The sequence below is a fragment of the Peribacillus sp. ACCC06369 genome (assembly GCF_030348945.1).
Classification (GTDB): domain Bacteria; phylum Bacillota; class Bacilli; order Bacillales; family DSM-1321; genus Peribacillus.
Map to the genome: position 1 here is coordinate 4,293,906 of NZ_JAUCEN010000002.1, position 23,477 is coordinate 4,317,382.

Sequence of the window (23,477 nt, forward strand, 5' to 3'; positions counted from 1 at the left end):
TTGGTATGCTTCCTAGGGTACCTCAATAGAACTAAAATCTTTCCATATCCTAATAAAAGGGATTACAGTTAATCCTTCAAATAAAATTGAAGAAAGAAGTATCAAGAACGTTAGTTGTTCTTTGATACTTCTTTTAAAAATAAAACTAGGTGCTTACCTCTAAAAACCAAGCGGACAATTGCGATTTACGCTGCCTGAATTATACGCTTTTTCTTCCATTTATATACCGTGACGTTATTTCGACGACACCATCAAAAACCGGACAATTTTATCCGAGAAGTTAAACCAGTAATGGGCTTTTCTAGCATCGAACATGAACGACTGCTGTTCATGGAGTTCCATTCTTTCTCCCTCTATTTCCACTGTTAACTTCCCTTCGATAATGAATAAGAATTCATGTCCGCTATGAGAAAAAGCGCTTCCTTTATTTTCCCCTGGCTTTAACGTGACTAGAATAGGCGAAAAAACAGCATCACGAATGCCGCTGGATAAATTCTGATAATGAAATTGTTCATGATTATAATCTGAATTTTCTTGGGAGCGGTCCTCAGAAAAAAAGAAACTTGGATTGACATCTAATGTATCAGCGATTTTTTTTAATGACTCTAATGTGACGCTTGATTTTCCCCGTTCTACTTGTGATAAAAAGCTGATCGAAACGCCTGTTTGTTCAGCCAGACTCTTTAATGTTAGTTTTCGCTCTTTCCTCAATAATTTGAGTTTTTTTCCGATTGAATCAAAAGGCATACAGATGCCCCCTTTTTTACATAGTATCTAGCTTCATTATACATGACAAAATTTGATGAATGCTCCGTCATTAATAACTTATTAAAAAAATATTGACAGAAAATTTCTAATTATTTAAAATGAAGAAAATAATAAATTGAAGTGATACTTCAATTTTAAAGGGGTGACTCATGATGGAAAAGAAACAAATGCGGCGAATATTAATCGCGAGTTTAGTCGGAAGTTCGATTGAGTGGTTTGACTATTTTTTATATGGGACCGTTGCAGCTCTCGTGTTTAACCAGCTATTCTTCGTGAATGAGGATCCGACAATAGGGCTGTTGCTTTCCTATGCATCCTTTGCGTTAGCATTCTTCATCCGCCCTTTTGGCGGAGTGATCTTTAGTCATATTGGCGATCGTATCGGGAGAAAGAAAACACTTGTTATAACACTAAGTTTAATGGGGGTCGCAACATTTGGGATGGGGCTTCTTCCTACGTATCAAGCCGTTGGTATTTGGGCGCCGATTTTATTAATCACGTTGCGCTTAGTTCAAGGTCTAGGAATTGGCGGTGAATGGGGAGGCGCGCTTTTATTGGCCGTTGAATATGCTCCCGCTGAAAAACGGGGCTTGTTCGGAGCTATTCCTCAGATGGGTGTTACAATAGGAATGCTGCTTGGAACCATTGCCTTATCTATTATGACACTGCTTCCTGAAAGCGCATTCATGACTTGGGGATGGCGTTTACCATTTATTTTTAGTGCTTTGCTTGTGTTTTTTGGCCTATGGATTCGTAAAGGAATTGATGAAACACCGTCTTTCAAAAAAGTAAAGGAATCCGGAGAAGTTCCAAAGCTACCGATTGTAGAAACTCTTAAGAATTATTGGCGTGAAGTGATTATCGCCGTGGGAGCCAAAGTGGTAGAAACAGCGCCATTTTATATTTTCAGCACATTTGTCGTATCATATGCTACTTCGAATCTCGGTTTCTCACGGACAGCTACCTTGACTGCAGTCATGATTGCAACAATTATAACGACAATTTTAATACCATTCATGGGGATGTTATCCGATAAAATTGGCCGCAAAAAGCTGTTTATAGCCGGAACGATTGGGATGGCACTGTTTGCATTCCCATACTTCTGGTTGCTGCAGCAAAAATCGGTACTGCTATTAATCATTGCAACAGTGATAGGTTTAGGGGTTATTTGGGCTCCAATCACAGCTGTTCTTGGAACGATGTTCTCGGAAATTTTCGATGCAAGGATTCGTTATACCGGCATCACGCTTGGATATCAAATCGGGGCAGCTCTGGCAGGAGGAACAGCGCCGCTAGTTGCAACTGCTTTACTTAATAGGTTTAATAACTCCTATGTTCCTGTCGCCATTTATATTATTTTTGCATCTGTCCTTTCCCTAGCGGCGATTTGGGCAGTTAAGGATCGCAGCAATCAGAAATTAGACGAAACGCATAATAGTAGCGCCATGTAACCTATGGTTTTTTACTTAAAGGAGGACAATTGAATGTTGGTTATAAGTGAAAAGGAAATTCAACAATCATATGAAATGAAGGACGCAATTTCGGATGTAAAGGCCGTATTACGTGCACATGGTGCTCAAAGAATAGACAACCCTCATCGCACAGTTCTTGCTTTCCCTCAACACGAGGCATCGGCACTTTACATGCCAAGCGCTGATTTATCTGAAGAAGTTTCGGCTGTTAAAGTTGTTACCATTTTTCCAAAGAATCCTTCAAGGGGGATGGCAACAACACAAGGAGTCATCTTGCTGTCAGATGCGGAAAATGGCGAACATTTAGCGTTGTTGAATGCCTCATATTTAACACGTCTCAGAACGGGGGCATTGAGCGGCATTGCCACAGACTTTCTTGCTCGTAAAGACGCCAGGGTTCTCACGATTATTGGAACAGGAGCTATGGGATTTGAACAAGCAATTGGTGTGTTAGCCGTAAGGGACATTGAGCGTATTTTATTAGTAAATCGCACATCAGAGAAAGCGGAGAAATTCGGTGAAAAGCTGCGGGCATTCGGAGTAACCGTTCCTTTTGAAGTTTGCGAAGATGTTTCAACAGCTGTTCGTCAAGCAGATATTATTTGCTGTGCAACCCGCTCGAACGAGCCTGTATTTAATGGGCTGGATTTAAAGCCGGGCACACACATTAACGGGGTCGGTTCTTATTTGCCGTATATGAAAGAAGTGGATAATACCACGGTTTCACGCGCTGCTAAAATTATCGTCGACGATTTGGCGGGCGTGAAGGATGAAGCAGGAGAACTCATTCATGCAGCCAATCAGGGAAATTGGTCGTTTAATGATATTCATGGGGAGCTTTTTGAACTTGTAATGCTGACCAAAACAGGCAGGGAAAATGATGAGGAAATTACCTTCTTTAAATCAGTCGGTGCTGCTTACTTTGACCTCGCTGTGGCAAAAGGTGTTTACTGCCAATCGAAAGAACGGAACATCGGGATGGAGATTGAGGTATAACAGAAGCTCGTACATGTTGCGGTCTATTATTTTAGTTAAATCCAGAAGGAACTCATGATGACCTATTCTTTTCCAACTACTTCATTAAGTCGCTTCGTCGGTTATTTGGCATTGAAAATAGAAACGATGGATCGTTAATCATTAAAATAGCCGCCGAGACTTGGTGATGTTCACCAAGTCTCGGCGGCTGGTTTTTACAAAGGTCTTTATTTATCGGCGAATGGTACGGCACTGCTCATGGTGGTCGGCACTACAGATACATGATTTTCTTCCATTGCTACATACAGCTCCACTGCTAACTTTTTCAATCACTTTTACTTTATCATCAATTGCTGTAGAATACTTACCAAATGTTTTAGCTTTAACCGTACCCCTGCCAACAACAGTTGGTTTTAGGATTGTAAGACAATAGATGTGTTTAACTATTTAATATACAGAAATCTTTAATTACTTAACTTACGCCAGAATCATTTCCAAGTATTTTCTCTAATAATTCCATCTGACTAACTATTTCAATATCATTTTTAAAATTTTGTAAACTAGCTTTATGTTCATCGTATTCTAAATCTTTGGAGTAGCCAATACATAAGTTTAATATACTGTTTAGTTTTTCAGCAGAACCACTAATAAAATAGGTCGTGAGTATTTTATTATTTGTGCTTGCAAGTACTACAATTGTTGCCATGTCCAGTGCATATTCTATGTCTGTATCTGAAATCTTTCTATTCTTTTCCTTAGGGTATTTAAATTCATAGCTATTAATAGAATGAATTTTTCCTGTGAGTAATTCTAGTATCGTTTTATTATAGATTAAATATACTCCTTTAATTAGCTTCATTTCTGGAGCATAAGGATCAGCCAGTATATATTTTATACGTTCATCTTCTTTAGGAATCTCTATTCCGTCTAAATCATGCTCTAATATATAAGCTACTTCCTCAATTCTTTTAGGAGGGAATAAATTCGCGAAGCCGTATTTTTTTTCCATAGAATACTTCCTTTTTAAATGGATTATTTATCCAAATACTCATAAAAAGAACTGAAACGATCACACCAACCACAAATACCCATTTCATTCAAACCACACATTTCTTGAAAATTATAACTATAGGTAGAAGAGCCTTGCTCAAAAGGAGGCGAATATCGTTAAATAGAACAAAGCAGATAAAAAAGTAATCCGCATCACCTACAGTTTCTTGTGGAACATCCACATCTACCGCAAAAGTACCATCCATTTCATTCCCTTTAGATTTTTTTTATCCTCCGAAATTACGTCACTTACATCATCTTTCTTGGAATCGGAACAAGCTGAAACTATCAAAGAAAGACTAACTATAAATAATAGTGAAGCAAGTAACTGAACTTTTTTCTTACCCATCGTTTTCATTACTCCTCTTCCTATTAGTATTTCTTATAAGCAGCGGTATAAGAAGCTTTATCATAATGCTATAATAACCAAAAATTCAGATTGAAATATCCCAAAATTGAATTCAGGATTTTCATATATGGAATATTTAATAATATTAATTAAACCAAATACTCGTGTGATATCAGATGCATTGAAGAAAAAAACTATGATTACTATTTTTTATATTATCAAATTTAGCCACCATCAATTACCTTTTATATTGGAAAAAGTTTCAACTAATAATCACTCATTTTTTAATGATTTTTGAACGAATAAGTATAGATAAAGCACAAGTACCATAGAGAAAAAAAGTTATGAAAAGTAAAGGTACTAATATTGTTGGTATTTGATCTTTTGGGACAACCCAAAATAATAGAATTGCAAAGGAAATTGTTCCACTTAACCCCACGAATATCGAGTAAAATAATAATCCGAAATTTAAAGCCTTTTTATAATTCTCTTTATTTGTAGACATCAATATCAAAATTCACCACCTAATTTTAATTTTGTTTTAACCACTGTTTTTTAGAATTACTTATCATCTTCTAATCCTGCCTTTACTCCTACTCCGATACCATAACTTATTATTCTCGTATTTCTTAAAACGTCGTTAAGTGCCTCCATTAGAAAAAATAACGTCCGAAGCAACTCCCTTTTTGGGGTAAACACCTGTAAGTTCAGTCAAAAATCCCCTACACCCCAATGTTTTACGACAAATAAAAAAAAATCCATCTTGAAAAAAGATGGATTCTTTTTCTATCTGTGTTGCTGTGTCTACTTAGTTTTCACTCAGAGTTGATTGAAACGGAAGGTGCGAGACTCCTGCGGGAAATACGCGTCCAAGGGAGACCCCACAGGCGCAAAAGCGCCGAGGGCGGACCGCCCGCGGAAAGACAGTGCCTGCAGTGGAATGAAACGTTCAAAGCACACCCTCCAACATGGGCAAGTTATATGCCCCCCTATAATGCGGAAGATTGACTTAATTAATTCATGACCCACTTGTTTCTGCTTCAGCTACCTTTTTGACACGTTCTAAAAATTCAACTACCACTTTATCGGTAGCAAACAATAATAATATTTTTAAAAACCATTTTAACGGGCGACTGGTGACTGTATATGTAAAGGAAGTCTTATTGTCATTGATTTTATTTAGTTCATAAAGAGCTGTAATTTCAAACATTTTAGCAAGTATAAAGCCTACTTTTAGCTTCTTCTCATTAGTTTCATTCAAATATTCTAATGTTTCTATATCATACTCTTCTGTTCGTTTTCCTTCTCTATATTTTTGGCGATATACACTTCCAACTACTTCTTCCGTTATTTTAACGGGCTTTTGTTCAACCACCTGAGGCATGATTCGTTGCATATTCTCTACAGAACCATCAAGAAATTTCCAAACCTGTTCAATTGGGGCGTTTATTTCTATTTCTCTTGTCCATTTTTTCAAAGAAAATCACCTCTACTTACATTATATTCACTTTCCTATGTAATACCAAATTAACACTGATAAATCATTGGTTGAATGAAATGGGGATCATTACGTCCATTTGAAATCATAAGGTGCAGAGTATGTCCTAGCCCAAGTGACATTTTTACCTAGGGCATTGTTAAACAACTCTTTTTAGAATTTTCTTTCTGTCAATAAATTACTTTATTAAATTCCTCCCATTTAGTGTTATTCTTGTATAATAGACCAAATTGTAATTTTCAGGAGAATCCAATGAATTTTATTTATATTAATCAAAATATATTAGATAATCTCTTTTATATTTTAGTAAGCATTTTGATTTATTACATTTTATTAGATCATGGCAAAAGGTTAAATCAGTATCGCAAGACCCTTATTACTGCATGCATGAGCATTCCCATTATATTATGTATGAAGTTCCCTATTTATATAGATGAATATTGTGTCCATGACCTCAGGCAAATTCCTTTTATAATAGGGACACTTTATGGTGGTTGGCCTGTAGGGGCTGCCCTGTTAGTCATAATATTAACAGTTAGGTTTGCTTTTTATGGTTTCAATTTACTTACGTTAATTGTTTATATCGTTATATTTATTATAACGGCTCTATTTTCTTCCAAATTCAAAAATTTTAATAGAAAAAATAAGCTAAATAGCTCGATACTATTAATTTTGTTTCTAGGAATCCTAACCAGCTTTATTTCACTCGTTATGTCTGATTATTTTCGAATAACGGATGCCTATGTATTTTACTTTATTATCCTTCCTCCTTTCATTATAGGTTTAGCTGTATATATCATGGAAATTTTAAAAGATGCAATTTTAATCCGTACACAAATGGTAAGGCTTGAAAAGATGGAGATAGTTAGTCAGCTTGCAGCTAGTATTTCACATGAAGTCAGGAATCCTTTAACGGTTGTGAAAGGATTTGTTCAACTGCTAAAGGATTCTGATATTTCTCAAGAAGTAAAAGAACAATATATAAAACATATTGTTAGAGAACTTGATAGTGCAGAATCAATTATTAGTGAATACTTAGCATTTGCCAAACCTGCAATTGAAAAAGTGGATACTATTTTAATTAACCGTGAAATAGGATATGTAATTGAAATGATAAGACCTTTAGCTAACATGAATTTAGTTAATATATCAGAACAGTTGACTCCAGGCACTACCCGCGGGAATATTCAACATTTCAAGCAATGCTTCCTAAACCTGATTAAAAATGGTATCGAGGCTATGCCAAATGGCGGGGAACTTAGTATTGTTTCCTATATTAATAATTCCGGCATGATTATCGAAATAAGTGACAATGGAATAGGAATGAACAAAGAACAAATAAATCGTTTTGGCGAACCTTATTACAGTTCCAAAGAAAAAGGGACAGGGCTAGGATCTATGGTAGCTGTTAAGACCATCCAAACGATGAATGGTTCACTTCATATAAATAGCCTTTTGAATAAGGGAACAACGATTTCAGTAACACTTCCCGTTTATCATGAAGATAATCCTAAAAAATAAATGAAGAATCTTTTCATAAAAAAAGTCCGCCATTATCGGCGGACTTTCAAACTGTAGACAAACTCGATGAAAACTCAGTTTGCTTGCAGTTTTTTATTTAAAAAGTTCAGATGATTTCAGAAATCCGCTCCCTTTCCGCCGACTGCCTGCCAAGCCTCCTCGGCGCAAGCGCCTGTGGGGTCTCGGCTAGCCAGTAATTCGGCAGGAGTGTCGCAAATTTCTTCAATCCAATGAGGATTACAGTAAAAAACCATAATAACCGGAGCATTTTATTCGACCAGCTACACTGTCTTGGGCCATTGACGCAGTTTATCGACCTAAACCACACAATATTCGGCCGTTCACGCACAGTATTCGACCTATCCCACATAGTATTCGACCGTTCATGATCGACCTTCACCTCACTATATTCGGACTCTGAACCCCTTTTATATTCAAACAGAACTCCGCCTTTATCGGCGGACTTTTTTCAATTGAGTGCTGTTAAATTTATTTTTTCTGTTCAAGGCATTGATGAACCGCCATCATATCTCGTTTGTTCAATTCACGAATCCGGTTGAAAATGGGAATATCGGCAACGGCCTCGGTACGTTCACTTTCTGCCACGACATCCCTTACTTTCCCTGTCAGCCAGGTCTGCACGTCGATGTCTTCGACGATTGCTTTACGCCCTTCATCATCGATGCCACTGGCATGACAACTCACACAGGGTATCGTTAATTTATACACACCGTCATGGATGTTATCTTCTGAAATGACTTTCTTCCCATTACAGAATGGGCATTTATGACTTGCTTTTATTTTATTGATTTGGGTAACGATTTTTTTGTAGCCAAATGCTTCATAGACATAGGTTAGTTTTTTGTATTTGCCATTGGTGAAGTATTTATCAATAATGGTTTCTCTTGTTTCGTTAATATTGGCAAAGTCACAGATGGTGATCTGGTTTTTGCTGCTGATTGCTTCGATATTGCCTTTAATGCTGCCCCAGAATGGCAGGGTATTTTGTAAAACCACTTCATAGCCGACGAAGCTTGCCAGTTCCAGTTCGAGCATTTTCAACGCCGCTTTTGTTTCCCGAGGAAGGAATGAGACATCATCTGTAAGTGCGATATCGCCCCCCACAATCGCTTTTAGTTTTTCCAGTTCTGGAAGCTTCCCAACAATTTTGATAACTTGATCAATCGGCTGTTGGATGATCTCGCGAATGTCTGTATCACCAAATGTCAGTTTTTTATGATGCTTGAGGATCGTTCCTTGACAGACAGGACAGGCGATCATCTCTTTTGATGCTTTCATCTGCTCTTTAATGATCGATTTCGATATGAACATATAACGTCCAATGATGAAATTGAATCCTTCCCATGTTCTTGATGCCTTGCCTGCTTTATCGTAAAAGGACTTTTCCCAATACCCATATAAGAAGGTCTGCTTTTCGGCATCTGTCATCTCATTATAGCTTTTACTAATGTCGTGACCGAGTTCATTCTTGATCTCATCAAACAGGAATTGCAGTTTTGAATGTTGATAATATTTTAGTACTTCCATCACGTCTGGATGTAATAAGCCATCCCAGAATGGCACGTTTTTGTCTTGAATGACGACATCAAAGTCAAATTTTTCAATGACCCTGCGGCCCGAACAGCTTGGACAATGATTTTCTGCAGAATAGAAATCGAAGCTTCTTGTATCTTTATTGGTTGGATGTGCAGCCACTATATGGTTGATCATTCCGCCCAATTCATAAAGAAACGTATATTGACTGTACAAGTGCCGTTCAAGATCGATGGCGATCACAGGTGCAATCGTGTCTGATTCGTATTCACCATAAATCACACGAGCGATTGGTGATAGGCTTTTTAAAATGCCGCCCTTATAGACGTTCTCTGCCTTTTTGAAATAGTCCAGATGATTTTCCTGTAAATAATTGATGCCATTTTTTGACCGGAGTGTAGAAGTGATTTGCAATGGTTCCACTTGATCCTCACAGTTATTGTGTCGAAAATGATCATCATGACTGACAACGTCAAGATGTTGGACAGGTGTTAGCTGTCGTTTACCAAAATCAACGATATAATCCGAGCTATCCAGCATATAACCATTATGTTCAATCATGATGATGGAGACGGATTCATCCTCCAGGATGACCCTGACACTATCGATGAATTGGTTTAATATATTTTGCGATAACCCTTTTGAAGGCTCGTCAAAAATGAACAGCGTATGCGGGTTTCTTGTCTTCGCGAAAAGCTCGGAAACTAAGTGGACACATTGAAATTCACCCGTCGATAGTGTTTGTGTTTTTCTTTCCAACGTCAAATAACCAAGCCCAAGTTTGATCAATAAGCTCAAGCGTTTATGAGCGATGTCTTCATTTGGCAATTCTTCGATGATATCTTCAATCGAACGCAGAAAAATATCATCAATTTCATCACTGTATTTGGTTAGTTTCTTTTTAATATCAAGAAATGTCGCAACGGTTGATCGACTGGTAATCGATTTGTTTCGATCCTGCCCGACCATGACCAGTTTATCTTTTGGATACCGCTTCTGAAAATCTTTAGAGATACATTCATTGACAAGTGTAGATTTCCCACAACCTGACTCACCCGTAAAGGTAACCAGCCTATTCTTTGGAATCCGGATTTCTTCCATTTGAATATTACGGCAGTAAAGATCCTGAAATTGATAGTATTCCGTTGGCGCTGCTTCATTTCGTTCCCAGGCGATTGGTTTGGGACGTGGTGATTCCTCAACAATTTTCCCGCCATATTTCCCGCTGCCAGGTCCAAAGAACAATTGTTCATTTGTGCTATCTAATACCGTGTCTGAGTGATCAATGAGCCAAATTTGATTCTTATATCCTAATTGCTTAATCTGTTCCAAAATTTTCAATAGGGTTTGATGATCAAGACCGACGGAGATTTCATCAATGATGATCACGGTATTTTCACTTGTTGCCATAAATTCGGCCAAGTAAAGCCGTGTTAATTCTCCCCCTGACACTGTCCCCATAATACGATTTAAACTTAAATAACCAATATTCATATTGATTATATTTTGGAGAATATGCTGTTTAGCTTCACTAATATGTAATGTCTCTGCGAGTGATAGGATCGTTTCGATGCTTAAGTTGTTGATATCGGAAATAGTATGCGGGCGATCTAATAATTCAATCGTATATTGCTCGACTTCTTGATTGTAGCGTTTCCCCTCACACTTTGGACATTCGACATTTTTCGTCGTACCGCGTCCTTTACAAGTGGGGCACCAGCCTAAGGCATTATTAAATGAAAAAACTTCCGGAGAAAGATTGAATTTTTCAGCAAGACAAACACGAATCTCTTTAAAGACACCAGTATGTGTGCCAATGGTTGAACGGGGATTGGCTGAAATGGATGATTTGCCGAGAAAAAGGACCAGCGGCATTTCCTCCATCTTGATGGCGCTGAAGTTGGTTTCCATAATATTAGGAAATAAATATTGATATTCAGACTTGGGCAATAAGGAAACGAGACGCTTCTTGGATTCTTCCCCAATGGTTTGACAAAAAGTCGTCTTCCCGGAACCGGATAACCCAGCAATTCCTAATGATTGATCGTCTTGAAGTGCTGCATCTAAATGGTTTATATTGTTCGCTATTAATCGATTTATTTTCATTTGTAACTCCTCTCCATTTTATTAAGCTCAGTCTTTCATATTAGCACAGCGACAAATGTATTTGGTATTTTTTTAACGGTAGCCCCATTTTACTATTCTTTCACATTCCGCTGCTCCAAAAACGTATGATTCATCGACAAAAATCGTGGACTAGGTTTTTCTCCATAATCAATAAGATATAGATTATAAAAGCCCCTCTCGATTAAGAGAAGGGCTTTCTTTACGAAGTATGACCATATTTTTGCTCAATACACTTATTTTGTATTGGACTTTTTTGCCTTGTTTTCAAGTTCGCTTTTGGGCTCAGTGGCGAATTCGACATCTTTTCCATGTCCCTGCGGGTTTACACTTGGTGCGATTCGACCTCTTCCTGTCTTTTTGCTCATTTCCTTCACCTCCAAGTATATTATGTCCGAACTGTTGTAAATTAAAATGGAGGTCCTTTCTATCTGTGAACTTCTGCCTGCGATCAGGAATTTATAAAGAGTACCCCAATAAAAAACCTGCATAGAACTAAAGTCTACACAGGTTTCAAAAAAGTTGTTTTCCATATTCGGGCCCTCTTTGTCAATCTAGGGTCAGAAGTAAACTCTTCGTTGCATCGTTGTTGAGCAAGAAAGGACTGGGTTCGCCAACCGTATATATCTGCAAGTTATGCATAGCCCTGGTACATGCGGTGTAGAACAATCTTCGTAAGCTCTCATCACCGTAAGCTTGCACAGATGCATCATAAATGATGACAGCATCAAATTCGATGCCTTTGGCCAAATAAGCCGGTATCACAACAACACCCTGTTCATATTCATTTGTGCCTTTCTGTACGAGTTTAATTTCACCGATGATACTAAGGGCATCATATGCAGCGGCACTTTCCGCAGCAGATTTACATATTATTGCGATTGTATTATACTCACGACTTTGAAAGTCTTTGACTTTAGTCACGATTTTGTGGTGCAATTCATCACGGCTGGAGACTTGGGTCAGTACAGGCTTTTCACCTTCACGGTCGAATGCCTTAATTCGATGGCCTTCAGGAACTAGTTCACGTGTAAATTCTATAATCTGCTTTGTGGATCTGTAGCTTTGATCCAAGGTTATACTCTCGGTTTCACTTATTCCGTATAAACTGGTAAGAGTCTGGAAATCCACCCGTTCGCTGGCATGAGCGAATATTGCCTGGTTAAAGTCACCGAGCACGGTCATCCTTGCAGAAGGAAACAACCGTTTCAAAAACTCGAATTGAAATGGAGAATAATCTTGTGCTTCATCTACAAGCACGTATTTTATAGAGGTATTTGTCTGAAATCCTAGAATTAGCTCCTTCAGTAGCAAAAATGGAGTCGCGTCTTCGTAATGCAGTTTACCTTCGTCCAGCATTTTTTGCGTTGATAAGCAAATTTCCCTTTCGATAGGTGTTTTACCCTCATTCCACACTTCGATCCGTATTTGATCGTCAAAAAGTTGCTTGTATATTCCCTTAATGTTGATAAAATGAAATGCTTTTATCCGTTTGCGTAACGTCTTCAATTTCTTTCGAACAATCATACGCGCGAGCATTTTATTCTCCATCTCATAATCGTCAAAGGAATCTTCATTAACGCCGCGTTTTTTCTCTAAGTAGGTATATACCTTTTGATAGTCTTCTTTGCTAAGATACTCGATTTCCTCCTGGACCCAAGGTTGTTTCAATTCAAACTTTTCCCTTTCATCAAGTAACTCACATAACCATTCTTTCAACTTTTCAATCCTATTGTGAAATCTTAGTGTGGTGTCTCTGTTATAAAATCTTTCTGAGATTTGTTTGGCGGAGACGAGCGTTTCTCCTCGGAACTTGAACCCTCTAAAGATCATTCCAGATGATTCCAGTGATTGACTGTATGTTTTGATTATCTCAAAGAAGCGAATTGAAGCCTTAAATCGGATACTCGCTGCCCTAGTGCTATAGGAAGGATGATCCGCTCCAGTCAACAAAAATTCTAATTGCTCATAAGGGTCCTCAACTTGAAATGAGTCAGCCAGACGATGGTCCAAATATTCCTGGAATGTTACCTGCTGCATATTCTCTTCGCCAAGTTCGGGTAGTACATTGGATACGTAGTTATTAAACATGGAGTTAGGTGAGAATAGAATGATTTGATCGGCCTTAATCCTATCTCGATACTTATAAAGCAAGTAAGCGATCCTTTGGAGGGCAGCTGATGTCTTGCCACTGCCAGCGGCTCCTTGAACAATGAGCAGACGTCCGCGATCGTTCCGGATGATTCTATTTTGCTCCCGTTGAATGGTGGACACAATACTGTGCATATGCTTATCCGTCCCCTTACCAAGCACCTGCTGCAGTATCTCATCTCCAATGGTGAGACTCGTATCGAACATTGAGTCGATAACGCCTCCCTTGATGATATATTGCCACTTATTCTCCAGCATCCCCCGAATTACGCCTCCGGGAGTAGAGTATTCTACGGGACCGGGAGGATAGTCATAATAAACACTCGAAATCGGAGCCCTCCAATCGTAGACAATGAAGTTTTCTCCTGTTGTATCAGTAAGGGTGGCGGTCCCAATATAAATATGTTCCGTAAGGGAAGCCCCTTCTTCAGTTAAATCAATCCGGCCGAAATAAGGTGCCCCCTGCATGCGGCGCAGTGTTGACAACCTCTTGAAGGAATATCTATGTGCACCTTCGCTTTGTGACAAGTCTTGAGCCTGTTGCCTTAAGCCAATGATCGTCTCGAGGTAATCATCGAAAGTATCCACATTAACCTTGAGGTCATCCCAAAAGTGTTTCCGGATATTAACAACTTCTTTTCTACGCTGTAAAGTCTCTCCTTCTATTTTGCTGATTTGCTTCGTAATTGTTTCTATCACCTCATCCAAACGTTCTTGCTCCTGCTGAATTTCATTGTTCATATCAGACACTCCTTCAAAAAAAGAAATTAGGGGTTGACTAGAGGTGAGTTTAACCTTATAATTAAAATAAGGGATAAACTGTTTATATATAATTCGTAAATGTGTTTCTATACTAATTTATCACAATTCCAGAATTATATCAATGAATATTACATAACAGTTGCCATGAAAGATCCGTCGTTTTTAACGCATGGAGGAACAATCCAACTTAACATTTGATGTCAGTAACCACTCCAGCATGTCGCATGGCTGGTTATTTTTTTGTCCATTTACATATTCGAAGGCCCCATTTCTTCGCTCTCACTGATTTCATGGTAGCTACGACACTCTCATCAACGGTTTGACTCGTAGTATCGATGACTTGTGATTCATATTGTCCTACACCTGCATACAGATGATGATCAGAACCTCCTTATAAGAGGATTACAATAGCCCCCTCTCGATATAGAGAAGGGCTTTCTCATATGAAGTGTGACCTTAATTTACCCGTATACCGCTTATTTTGTATTGGACCTTTTTGCTTGTTTTCAAGCTCGCTTTTTGGCTCTGTGGAGAATTCGACATCTTTTCCATGTCCTTGCGGGTTAACACTTGGTGCGATTCTGGCGCTTCCTATCTTTTTACTCATTTCCTTCATCTCCAAGTATATTATGACCGATCTGGTCTATATTAAAGACGAGTTCCTTTCTTTCTGTAATCCGTAATTCTACTGCCTCCTTATCTGCATGCATTGTCAATTAAACAGAACGATTCAAAAAAGGCTTGCCTGATGGATTTGTCCTACATATGTGGGGCTTGTCCCAAACTTCAGTCAGTTCTACTCATAATTTCTTGCCTTATAATTTGTTTAGATTAAAACTTTTTGTAGGAGAATTTATAATGAAAAGATATAAAACATGTCAGAGTTGTGGAATGCCGCTCTCTAAAGATGAATTAGGTGGAGGAACTGAAAAAGATGGTAGTAAAAGTACTAAATATTGTAGTCATTGTTATATAAATGGTGAATTCACTCAAAATATTACTGCGATAGAAATGCAAAAATTTGTTCAAAATCATTTGATGGAAAATATGAAAATGCCTAAATTTATTGCTAAGTTTTTTACTAGAGGAATACCAAAGTTAGAGCGATGGCATTAGTCAAACTATTAGAAAACGAATAACTTTTTTATCTTTTTCTGTAGATTTGAAAGAAAGTCATACTGTTCATAAAAAATACGAAGAAAAAAGTGATAAAGACAAATCCATATAAACGGATTTGTCTTTATTATTTTTTTGTGAATTTTCAATCAATTTCACTTGTGTTTCTGGTTTATTATTTCATCATCTGTCTTGCTTCCATAAACAGCACTTGGATAAACTTTTTCATGTTATTACGGCTCTGGCTGCTTACTTTTTTGCTCTTGTCTTCCAGCTCCAGCATTTTTTTGCGGACTTCCGAGAAATCAAAAAATGTGGATGAATAGGCTTCGAATTTTGGATTCAAATAATCTGTCAATCCTAATGAAGCGATATGGATGAGGGCCTGGTTAAGAGCGCGACGGACACGCTGCTCAGAAGCTTTCATTTCTTTCTGGATTTCGGCCTCTTTCGCCTGATCTCCCAGCTTTTCAGCAGCAATCCCTGCAAAAATTTCCTTTAAATATGGAAACGTGTAGGCGGAACCGAGTCTTTGCTTTTCATTTTGGAGGAATCCTAAAATGTTTAGTAAATCCTCGCTTCCCCCTTCGCCAATCATACCTAAATCGGAAATTAAGGAACGTCCGGCTTCCATAATATTTTTTGTATGGGAGGAGGGCACTTTCGAAGACTTCGGGCGGCCCGTAAAAACGTTCAACGATTTTTGAATGCCCTGGATTGATTGATCCACCAGTATTCGCTCATTTACTTTGTTTAATATGCTTGAAATTTCAACTTGGTTCAGCGGTTTTGTAATGTAGTATTCCGCCCCTAATCTATACGCCTCTCCAATCAGTTCCTTCGATTCCACTTGCGAAATCATCACAAACTTCCCTTGAAATCCATCAGCAAGAGCCCTGATCGTTTCAATTCCGTCCCTTATTGGCATGAGCAAATCAATTAGGACAACGTCTGCTTTTTTTAAAAACAGCAAGCCATTATTCACTAGCGATCCGTCTTCTGCTTCTCCTACCACTTTTCCTAAATCTTCATCTTCAATCATCTCTGTCAGCATTCCTCGAATGGCAGGATCGTCATCTATAATGAAATAATTCATTTCGTTAACCCTTTCTCCATAATCGCATCAATCGGAAGTTCTACGATGAATACGGTCTCTTTATAGTTATCCATTAGCCTGATATGTCCTCCAAATTTTTCAACAGTTTGTTTCACATACGATAAACCGATTCCCGTCGAAGGGTTTCCCGCCGCATCGAATTTCTTTGTATATCCTGCTGTAAAAATGAGTTCCTTCTGCTTCGGTGCAATGCCGGGGCCATTGTCACTGATGCAAAACTCCACGAATTGATCTTTCCTTTTCACATGCAGTGATACGTCCCCCTCTTCTTTAATGGCTTCCACTGCATTGGCCAATAAATTATTTATTAATGATAATACCATATATACATGGTAGGGCGGATGGTCACCATCTATATGCAAGGAAAATGAAATATCTTTGCGAAGGGACTCTGCATATCGTCTATTGGACACGATCATGATGTTACCAAGCTCTTCGATATTCATATATTCCTGCAGGTTTTCGGAAGACACGAGTTCCGACAGCCCCGCATAAATCCGCTGGTTATCTTTTTTGATTTCATGCACGAGACCGGCAATCTGCAACGCAGTTTGCGCATCGCTTCCATTAGTCCCCTCTGATTTTAACCGACGGTAAAAGTCATAACAAGTGCGGGTGATTTCTTCCGCATTTTGCATCGTTTTCTTCAGTTGAACCGATTCTTCATACAAACTTGAAATGAAAAGCAGCATTTGTTCCTTTTGCATGCGCTGCTCCGCTTCTGCGAATTTTGCTTCTCTCAGCTTTAATATATTAAAAAAGCCGAGGACGAAAAAGCTTCGAATAAAGGCGATTAAAACGAGTTGGTCCATGGCTAGCAAGGGTGTGCCCTGATTCGCCAAGAAAGAACGGATCATCATTTCCGATACACTTGCAAAAAGCTCGATCAATACCCCTAAAAGTCCGATCATAAACGGCTGATTGTGCCGTTCGTTCAATTTCGTTTTATGAAATGCGAACGCGTAGATGAAGTAATAGAAAAAGGCTGGAACATAAAGATACATCGCTTCCTCAACAGATATGTCCCGTATCCCGACAGCCAGTGAAAAACGAAAAACAAACACACTCATCCCCGTTAATATGCCTGCAATAATCGGGTGGATTCCCCTCCCCCATAGTAAAAACAAGAAAAATACGGGGGTTCCCAAACTGACTCTGAATGTATCATCGAATGGATAAAACTTGAATTCACCCGCCAGAGGCACCGCAATCATAATCAATAGTAATATCCTTATCCTCTTTTTCAATACGGTCCCTCCCAGTCACTATAGTAAAAACATAACACATGAAATGGTAAAAAGGAGAGAAGGGTTTTGACTGAAATTATTATTTTTTCTGGCCCTTGTAAGTATCAGTAGGTTTCAGTAGGTTCCAGTAGGATGATCATAAACTTAAAATAATCTAAAAATTGAAAGCGTTAACAATAATGCAACTATCATAGGAGGAATTTAAATGAAAAAGTTTGGCTTAGCTACTCAAATTTTTGTTGCACTTGTACTAGGTATCGTTGTCGGTGCTTTATTCCATGGTAATGAAACAGCCATGGCCATTATGGTACCTATCGGTGATATTTTCATTCATTTAATTAAAATGATTGTCATCCCGATTGTCATGGCTGCATTAGTAGTCTCCATTGCGGGAGTCGGCGATATTAAAAAACTAGGAAAATTAGGCGGGAAGACTCTTCTATATTTTGAGATTGTCACCACAATTGCCATTGTCATTGGATTACTGGCGGCAAACTTGTTCCATCCGGGGGCTGGTTTAGATACAAGCAATCTTGAAAAAAGCGATATTTCAAAATATGAAGAAACAACAAAGACGGCTGGAAGCAGTGGCTTTGGAGAAACAATTTCTCATATTGTTCCTCAAAATGTATTTGAATCAATGGCTCAAGCGGATTTATTACCGATTATCTTCTTTTCTGTTTTATTCGGCTTAGGTGTGGCTGCGATAGGCGAAAAAGGAAAGCCTATTCTAGGATTCTTTGAAGGTGTGTTGGAAGTAATGTTTTGGGTGACGAATCTAGTCATGAAATTTGCCCCCTTTGGCGTATTTGCACTCATTGGTGTAACCGTTGCTAAATTTGGCATCGCAACTTTAATTCCTTTAGGGAACCTAGTCGTTGCCGTTTATGTGACGATGGTATTCTTCGTGTTCGTCATTCTTGGAATTATCGCGAAAATGTCTGGGACAAGCATTTTCGTTATCCTGAAAGTATTAAAGGATGAACTGATTTTGGCCTTTACAACAGCAAGTTCAGAGTCGGTATTACCAAGGCTTATGGACAAAATGGAGAAGTTTGGCTGCCCGAAGTCCATTACTTCTTTTGTTATTCCAACAGGCTATACGTTTAATCTAGACGGCTCATCGATATATCAGGCACTTGCTTCACTCTTCGTGGCACAAATGTATGGTATTGATCTATCCATTACACAACAGATTACGTTGTTACTAGTACTGATGTTAACGTCAAAAGGAATGGCTGGCGTTCCGGGTGCGTCATTCGTTGTTGTTTTAACAACACTTGGTTCTATGGGACTGCCGGTGGAAGGTGTTGCGTTCATTGCCGGTATCGACCGAATTTTGGATATGGGAAGATCAGCGGTTAATGTCGTGGGGAACTCATTGGCGGCGATTGTCATGTCGAAGTGGGAAGGCGAATTTGACCAGGAAAAAGCAGACCATTACGTTGATTCTATTAAACAATCAGACGTAGCATAAACTATAAAGGGGGAAACACGATGTCAACAGTCCAAATAAATCATAACGTACGTATTGAGAAAGATTTCTTAGGATCAAAACAAGTACCAGTGCATGCATACTATGGTATCCAAACATTGCGTGCAGTCGAAAACTTTCCGATTACAGGCTATCGCATTCATGAAGAATTGATTAAAGCATTGGCTATCGTGAAAAAAGCAGCGGCTTTAGCAAATATGGATACTAAACGTTTGTACGATGGTCTTGGTAAGATGATCATTCAGGCAGCAGACGAAGTAATCGAAGGCAAATGGCATGATCATTTTATCGTGGACCCCATCCAGGGCGGTGCAGGTACATCCATGAATATGAACGCAAACGAAGTCATTGGTAACCGTGCACTCGAATTGCTTGGAAAAGAGAAAGGGGACTATGTTCAATTAAGTCCTAATAGCCATGTGAACATGTCACAATCAACAAACGATGTGTTCCCGAGCTCGATTCATATCGCCACTCTTATTTCACTAGAAAAATTGTTGAATACGATGGAATATATGCTTACTATCTTCAGGAAAAAGGCCCAACAATTTGACCATGTGATTAAAATGGGACGGACACATCTTCAAGATGCAGTGCCCATCCGTCTTGGTCAAGAGTTTGAAGCATATAGCCGTGTAATAGAGCGGGATATTAAACGCATTCAACAATCACGCCAGCATTTATATGAGATAAATATGGGCGCAACGGCTGTGGGAACAGGATTAAATGCAGACCCTCGCTACATCGAAAGTGTGGTTGAACATTTGGCGGATATTAGCGGGCTTCCGCTTGTCGGGGCCGAGCATCTTGTTGATGCGACACAAAATACAGATGCTTATACAGAAGTCTCTGCTGCATTGAAAATATGTATGATGAATATGTCCAAAATTGCGAACGACCTACGTTTAATGGCCTCAGGTCCCCGTGCGGGCCTTGCGGAAATTAACTTGCCGGCTCGTCAGCCAGGTTCATCCATCATGCCGGGAAAAGTCAATCCGGTCATGCCTGAAATGATCAATCAAGTAGCGTTCCAGGTTATTGGCAATGACCATACCATTTGCCTGGCATCTGAAGCGGGTCAGCTTGAACTGAACGTGATGGAACCTGTGCTTGTGTTCAATTTGCTTCAATCCATCAGCATTATGAACAATGCATTCCGTGCCTTTACAGACTACTGTCTGGTGGATATTGAAGCAAACGAAGACCGTCTAAAAGAGAATGTGGAAAAAAGCGTAGGGATTATCACGGCTGTTAATCCGCATATTGGATACGAAGTGGCAGCCCGTATCGCACGGGAAGCCATTTTAAAGGGAAAATCAGTACGTGAACTATGCCTCCAGTATGATGTGTTAACAGAGGAAGAGCTTGATCTTATTTTAAATCCTTACGAGATGACAAACCCAGGTATTTCCGGGGCTGAGCTGTTCGACAGATCGTAATTTCCGATTTTGATGAATGGCAGTTGCGGTTGATGAATAACTCCAGTTGTTTTGAAATCCAATGAGGATTTCTGAAAACAGTAAATCCGAACTCCCTGAAGCCCTCTTTTATAGAGAGGGCTTTTTTTGCTTTGCAGGATGAGTAAAAATACTGGATAATCCGGAATTGAAAAACTGGATAGCCCCATAAAGGACTATCCAGCGTAATTCATTCCTTATAAATTACTTTACCTTTACACCAGCTTTAATTAAGGTAGGCGGAGTTTCCCCCTGTAATCCGGCAACAAGGTTGGTTGCGGCCAGCATCGCCATTTTCAAGCGGGTTTCATATGTTGCGGAACCGATATGAGGCAAAGTGACAACATTCTTCATGGAAAGCAATGGGTTGTCTTCCTTGACGGGCTCTTGTACAAAGACATCCAGTCCTGCCGCGTGAATTTCACCGGTTGTTAGCGCATGGATCAAGGCTTCTTCATCCACTGTTTTCCCTCTTGAACAATTGATGAAGATGGCGGACTCCTTCATGAGTTTGAATTCTTTTTCCCCCATCATATTTTCGGTTTGGGGAGTGAGCGGTGTCATTAAGCAGACGAAATCAGACTGCTTTAACAGATCTTCCATTGAACAGTATGTAGCCCCATACTTTTGTTCCGCTTCCTCATTTCTGGATCTGTTGTGATATAAAATGTTCATGCCAAACCCAAAATGAGCCCTCTTTGAAACGGCAGATCCTATTCCTCCCATTCCGATGATTCCTAATACTTTATGATGGACATCCACCCCAAACCATTTTTCCCCGATATTCGATGTCCATTGCCCTGACTTCACCAATTGATCCAACTCTGGCATTCTTCTCGCTGTGGATAACATCAAGCCCATAATCGTATCGGCGACTGTCTCATTTAATACCTCAGGAGTATTCGTAGCCATAATTCCCCGATTGGACAGCTCTGTTACATCCAGATTGTCGTAACCAACCGACGAATTACAGACGATTTTTAATTGCGGTGCCTGATCCAGTAAACTTTTATCCACTTTTAATCCTGAACCTAATATCCCTTGTGCTGTCTTCAACTCTTGAAGGAATTCAGGATGATTTTGTGAGTCAAGACCCTCAAAATATACGACATCACATGTCTTTTGAATATAATCCAACACTTCTTGATCCACTTTCTTATAAATGATTACTCTCGGTTTCATCATTGATCCCTCACTTCGAATAAAGTTTGATGTTCATTACCCAAGCAGACAAATCCCCTAACTATAATCTACCATTATTTCAAATAAAGGTAAGAGCCAATTGGACTGCTGACCAGACCGCTAAAACGGAGGCTAGGGTCAGAACAATATTTTCGAACCAATTATTTTTATATTTACCCATCAAGTTTTTTCGATTTGATAGTACAAGCATTCCTATTGCGATAATAGGGAAACCGATTATGTTTATTGCATTTACACCAATTGTCAATGCAATAAAACCAGGCATGCCAGGAATGGACCAAATGATTGGAGTAACTAATACAAAAATCGTAATCCATTTATACATTGGATCTTTTTCATATTTCCCATTGTACTTTTCGCGTCGGTCCTTATTAATTACGTAAAAGGCGTCTACAATCAATCTTGGAAAACCAGTTGACTTCCCTACTATACTCGCAAACAATACGCCAAATACACCAAGATAAAAAATGTACCAGCCAAATTGCCCTAACGACATTTGTAATGCCATTGCCAAATCATCAATCGTTTCCACATGAATTCCATTTGGTTTTAAAATTTCTGCACCTACAACCCAAATGGCCAAATTGATCACAATGCAAACTCCGATGGCAAACAGTAAATCATTTCTTTGAACCTTGACGTGACTCGGTTTCGTCCAACCCTTTTCTCTCATGAAATATGGATGAACAAAGTTCGAAATGGATCCTGCCACTGCACCTATAATTGAAATCGCCACCAATAATGCTCCATGAACGCCAGTATCACTTGGAATGCTAAAACCGACCGTCCCTTTAATGATTTGCCCCACATCCGGTGTTGCTGAAATGGCCAGGTACAAGAAGGCAATCGTCAATAATGCCAAAAGAACTTTCATTACACTTTCAATTCTATTATAAATATTTCTGCCAATAAGCATGAAAACTAATGCTACAACTACCATTGAAGCCAAGAATGGCTGATTAACATGGAACAGGGTCGATAATACCTCTCCCGCACCCTTAATCATATATGCATTAAAAAGATGACCCATTATTAATGCATAACCAAACATAAAGTAACCGAAAAATGGATGAATACGTCCATATCCTTCAAGAATGGTTAACCCCTCTGTGTTACAAAGCTGGAACCGAGCAATGATATTAACGATAAGAAAACGAAGGATTAATGATAAAGCTAAAATCCACATTAAACTATATCCATAATCTGCCCCGGCAACAGAAGAAGTCACCAGATCACCAGCTCCAAGCCACGTTAATACGGCAAGTATTCCTGGACCATAAGCTGTTTTAAACTTCGTGAAAAAATTTTGTTTCCTACTTTCGAACTCAGGAGCCATTACAGTAGATTCAGCAAGATTAGATTGATTTTTCAAGTTTTTCAACTCCATCCCAAAGAGTATGTATTCGCTTTCATTTCCCTGAGTAAAAAATAAATGGCTTACTCAAGACATACAGATATTGAAAATATGACAAAACTTTCTGAAAATATGATTCCGGAATTGACATAGAGTTTACACTCAGGATGTTGTCATGCTTCATGTTGAAGTGAATCAGCTCCTTAAAAAAGCTCCCCTTCCATTTAATTGAATGTTTCGACTATTACAAACGCAATTGTAAGA

General features: G+C 38.9%; 19 protein-coding genes. 6 read left to right on the forward strand and 13 right to left on the reverse strand.

Going from position 1 to position 23,477, the window contains the following annotated elements:
* Nucleotides 1–234: 234 nt before the first annotated feature.
* Nucleotides 235–747: a helix-turn-helix domain-containing protein gene (locus QUF78_RS21795; protein ID WP_289326303.1), complete on the reverse strand. Its 513-nt coding sequence runs from the start codon at nt 745–747 to the stop codon at nt 235–237.
* Nucleotides 748–920: 173 nt separating this feature from the next.
* On the opposite strand from QUF78_RS21795, the gene QUF78_RS21800 reads away from it, so the two are divergent.
* Nucleotides 921–2,219: an MFS transporter gene (locus QUF78_RS21800; protein WP_289326304.1), complete on the forward strand. Its 1,299-nt coding sequence runs from the start codon at nt 921–923 to the stop codon at nt 2,217–2,219.
* Between the two features lie 33 nt (nt 2,220–2,252).
* Nucleotides 2,253–3,236 carry an ornithine cyclodeaminase family protein gene (locus QUF78_RS21805; protein WP_289326305.1) on the forward strand — a complete coding sequence of 328 codons (984 nt, stop codon included), beginning with the start codon at nt 2,253–2,255 and terminating at the stop codon, nt 3,234–3,236.
* A 451-nt stretch (nt 3,237–3,687) separates the two neighbouring features.
* Here the strand turns inward: QUF78_RS21805 and QUF78_RS21810 are convergent, their stop codons facing one another.
* From QUF78_RS21810 to QUF78_RS21820, 3 genes are all read right to left on the reverse strand, one after another.
* Nucleotides 3,688–4,224, reverse strand: a complete 537-nt coding sequence (locus tag QUF78_RS21810; RefSeq protein ID WP_289326306.1) for a hypothetical protein — start codon at nt 4,222–4,224, stop codon at nt 3,688–3,690.
* A gap of 225 nt (nt 4,225–4,449) precedes the next feature.
* Nucleotides 4,450–4,623 (reverse strand): hypothetical protein, encoded by a 174-nt coding sequence (locus QUF78_RS21815; RefSeq protein WP_289326307.1) that lies wholly within the window; start codon nt 4,621–4,623, stop codon nt 4,450–4,452.
* A gap of 1,009 nt (nt 4,624–5,632) precedes the next feature.
* Nucleotides 5,633–6,091, reverse strand: a complete 459-nt coding sequence (locus tag QUF78_RS21820) for an SRPBCC family protein (RefSeq protein ID WP_289326308.1) — start codon at nt 6,089–6,091, stop codon at nt 5,633–5,635.
* Between the two features lie 273 nt (nt 6,092–6,364).
* Between QUF78_RS21820 and QUF78_RS21825 the strand changes: the two genes are divergently transcribed.
* Nucleotides 6,365–7,633, forward strand: a complete 1,269-nt coding sequence (locus tag QUF78_RS21825) for an ATP-binding protein (RefSeq protein ID WP_289326309.1) — start codon at nt 6,365–6,367, stop codon at nt 7,631–7,633.
* A gap of 106 nt (nt 7,634–7,739) precedes the next feature.
* On the opposite strand, the gene QUF78_RS21830 is transcribed toward QUF78_RS21825, so the two are convergent.
* From QUF78_RS21830 to QUF78_RS21850, 5 genes are all read right to left on the reverse strand, one after another.
* Complete coding sequence (locus QUF78_RS21830; RefSeq protein ID WP_289326310.1) at nt 7,740–7,901, reverse strand: hypothetical protein; 162 nt, start codon at nt 7,899–7,901, stop codon at nt 7,740–7,742.
* Between the two features lie 221 nt (nt 7,902–8,122).
* Nucleotides 8,123–11,293: an ATP-binding cassette domain-containing protein gene (locus QUF78_RS21835; RefSeq protein ID WP_289326311.1), complete on the reverse strand. Its 3,171-nt coding sequence runs from the start codon at nt 11,291–11,293 to the stop codon at nt 8,123–8,125.
* Nucleotides 11,294–11,547: 254 nt separating this feature from the next.
* A complete protein-coding gene (gene sspL / locus QUF78_RS21840; protein WP_289326312.1) occupies nt 11,548–11,679 on the reverse strand; it encodes a small, acid-soluble spore protein L in 132 nt (43 codons plus the stop codon).
* Between the two features lie 181 nt (nt 11,680–11,860).
* Nucleotides 11,861–14,203, reverse strand: a complete 2,343-nt coding sequence (gene helD, locus QUF78_RS21845) for an RNA polymerase recycling motor HelD (protein ID WP_289326313.1) — start codon at nt 14,201–14,203, stop codon at nt 11,861–11,863.
* 460 nt (nt 14,204–14,663) lie between these two features.
* Nucleotides 14,664–14,831 (reverse strand): hypothetical protein, encoded by a 168-nt coding sequence (locus QUF78_RS21850; protein WP_483313862.1) that lies wholly within the window; start codon nt 14,829–14,831, stop codon nt 14,664–14,666.
* Nucleotides 14,832–15,082: 251 nt separating this feature from the next.
* Here QUF78_RS21850 and QUF78_RS21855 point away from each other — a divergent pair, with 251 nt between their 5' ends.
* Complete coding sequence (locus QUF78_RS21855; protein ID WP_289315057.1) at nt 15,083–15,340, forward strand: zinc ribbon domain-containing protein; 258 nt, start codon at nt 15,083–15,085, stop codon at nt 15,338–15,340.
* Nucleotides 15,341–15,515: 175 nt separating this feature from the next.
* Here the strand turns inward: QUF78_RS21855 and QUF78_RS21860 are convergent, their stop codons facing one another.
* Nucleotides 15,516–16,436 (reverse strand): response regulator, encoded by a 921-nt coding sequence (locus QUF78_RS21860; protein WP_289326314.1) that lies wholly within the window; start codon nt 16,434–16,436, stop codon nt 15,516–15,518.
* Entirely contained in the window at nt 16,433–17,704 is a 1,272-nt protein-coding gene (locus QUF78_RS21865) for a sensor histidine kinase (protein WP_289326315.1), read from the reverse strand. The genes QUF78_RS21860 and QUF78_RS21865 overlap by 4 nt, the downstream gene beginning before the upstream one ends.
* 205 nt (nt 17,705–17,909) lie before the next feature.
* On the opposite strand from QUF78_RS21865, the gene QUF78_RS21870 reads away from it, so the two are divergent.
* Nucleotides 17,910–19,181, forward strand: coding sequence for a cation:dicarboxylate symporter family transporter (locus QUF78_RS21870; protein ID WP_289326316.1), 1,272 nt, complete (start codon nt 17,910–17,912; stop codon nt 19,179–19,181).
* A gap of 20 nt (nt 19,182–19,201) precedes the next feature.
* Nucleotides 19,202–20,638 carry an aspartate ammonia-lyase gene (gene aspA / locus QUF78_RS21875; protein WP_289326317.1) on the forward strand — a complete coding sequence of 479 codons (1,437 nt, stop codon included), beginning with the start codon at nt 19,202–19,204 and terminating at the stop codon, nt 20,636–20,638.
* A 222-nt stretch (nt 20,639–20,860) separates the two neighbouring features.
* Here aspA and QUF78_RS21880 read toward each other — a convergent pair whose 3' ends face one another.
* Both QUF78_RS21880 and QUF78_RS21885 read right to left on the reverse strand, forming a co-directional pair.
* Nucleotides 20,861–21,838: a 2-hydroxyacid dehydrogenase gene (locus QUF78_RS21880; RefSeq protein WP_289326318.1), complete on the reverse strand. Its 978-nt coding sequence runs from the start codon at nt 21,836–21,838 to the stop codon at nt 20,861–20,863.
* A 79-nt stretch (nt 21,839–21,917) separates the two neighbouring features.
* On the reverse strand, nt 21,918–23,231 hold the full coding sequence (locus tag QUF78_RS21885) for an Nramp family divalent metal transporter (RefSeq protein ID WP_289326319.1): 1,314 nt from the start codon (nt 23,229–23,231) through the stop codon (nt 21,918–21,920).
* Between the last annotated feature and the right edge of the window lie 246 nt (nt 23,232–23,477).

What these genes read in the sequence shown, in the direction of transcription:
- QUF78_RS21870 (WP_289326316.1), top strand. Translation starts at nt 17,910, where the DNA reads ATGAAAAAGTTTGGCTTAGCTACTCAAATTTTTGTTGCACTTGTACTA.
- QUF78_RS21825 (WP_289326309.1), top strand. Translation starts at nt 6,365, where the DNA reads ATGAATTTTATTTATATTAATCAAAATATATTAGATAATCTCTTTTAT.
- QUF78_RS21835 (WP_289326311.1), bottom strand. Translation starts at nt 11,293, where the DNA reads ATGAAAATAAATCGATTAATAGCGAACAATATAAACCATTTAGATGCA.
- QUF78_RS21795 (WP_289326303.1), bottom strand. Translation starts at nt 747, where the DNA reads ATGCCTTTTGATTCAATCGGAAAAAAACTCAAATTATTGAGGAAAGAG.
- QUF78_RS21880 (WP_289326318.1), bottom strand. Translation starts at nt 21,838, where the DNA reads ATGAAACCGAGAGTAATCATTTATAAGAAAGTGGATCAAGAAGTGTTG.
- sspL (WP_289326312.1), bottom strand. Translation starts at nt 11,679, where the DNA reads ATGAGCAAAAAGACAGGAAGAGGTCGAATCGCACCAAGTGTAAACCCG.
- aspA (WP_289326317.1), top strand. Translation starts at nt 19,202, where the DNA reads ATGTCAACAGTCCAAATAAATCATAACGTACGTATTGAGAAAGATTTC.
- QUF78_RS21800 (WP_289326304.1), top strand. Translation starts at nt 921, where the DNA reads ATGGAAAAGAAACAAATGCGGCGAATATTAATCGCGAGTTTAGTCGGA.
- QUF78_RS21860 (WP_289326314.1), bottom strand. Translation starts at nt 16,436, where the DNA reads ATGAATTATTTCATTATAGATGACGATCCTGCCATTCGAGGAATGCTG.
- QUF78_RS21850 (WP_483313862.1), bottom strand. Translation starts at nt 14,831, where the DNA reads ATGAGTAAAAAGATAGGAAGCGCCAGAATCGCACCAAGTGTTAACCCG.
- helD (WP_289326313.1), bottom strand. Translation starts at nt 14,203, where the DNA reads ATGAACAATGAAATTCAGCAGGAGCAAGAACGTTTGGATGAGGTGATA.
- QUF78_RS21815 (WP_289326307.1), bottom strand. Translation starts at nt 4,623, where the DNA reads ATGAAAACGATGGGTAAGAAAAAAGTTCAGTTACTTGCTTCACTATTA.
- QUF78_RS21855 (WP_289315057.1), top strand. Translation starts at nt 15,083, where the DNA reads ATGAAAAGATATAAAACATGTCAGAGTTGTGGAATGCCGCTCTCTAAA.
- QUF78_RS21805 (WP_289326305.1), top strand. Translation starts at nt 2,253, where the DNA reads ATGTTGGTTATAAGTGAAAAGGAAATTCAACAATCATATGAAATGAAG.
- QUF78_RS21810 (WP_289326306.1), bottom strand. Translation starts at nt 4,224, where the DNA reads ATGGAAAAAAAATACGGCTTCGCGAATTTATTCCCTCCTAAAAGAATT.
- QUF78_RS21830 (WP_289326310.1), bottom strand. Translation starts at nt 7,901, where the DNA reads ATGCTCCGGTTATTATGGTTTTTTACTGTAATCCTCATTGGATTGAAG.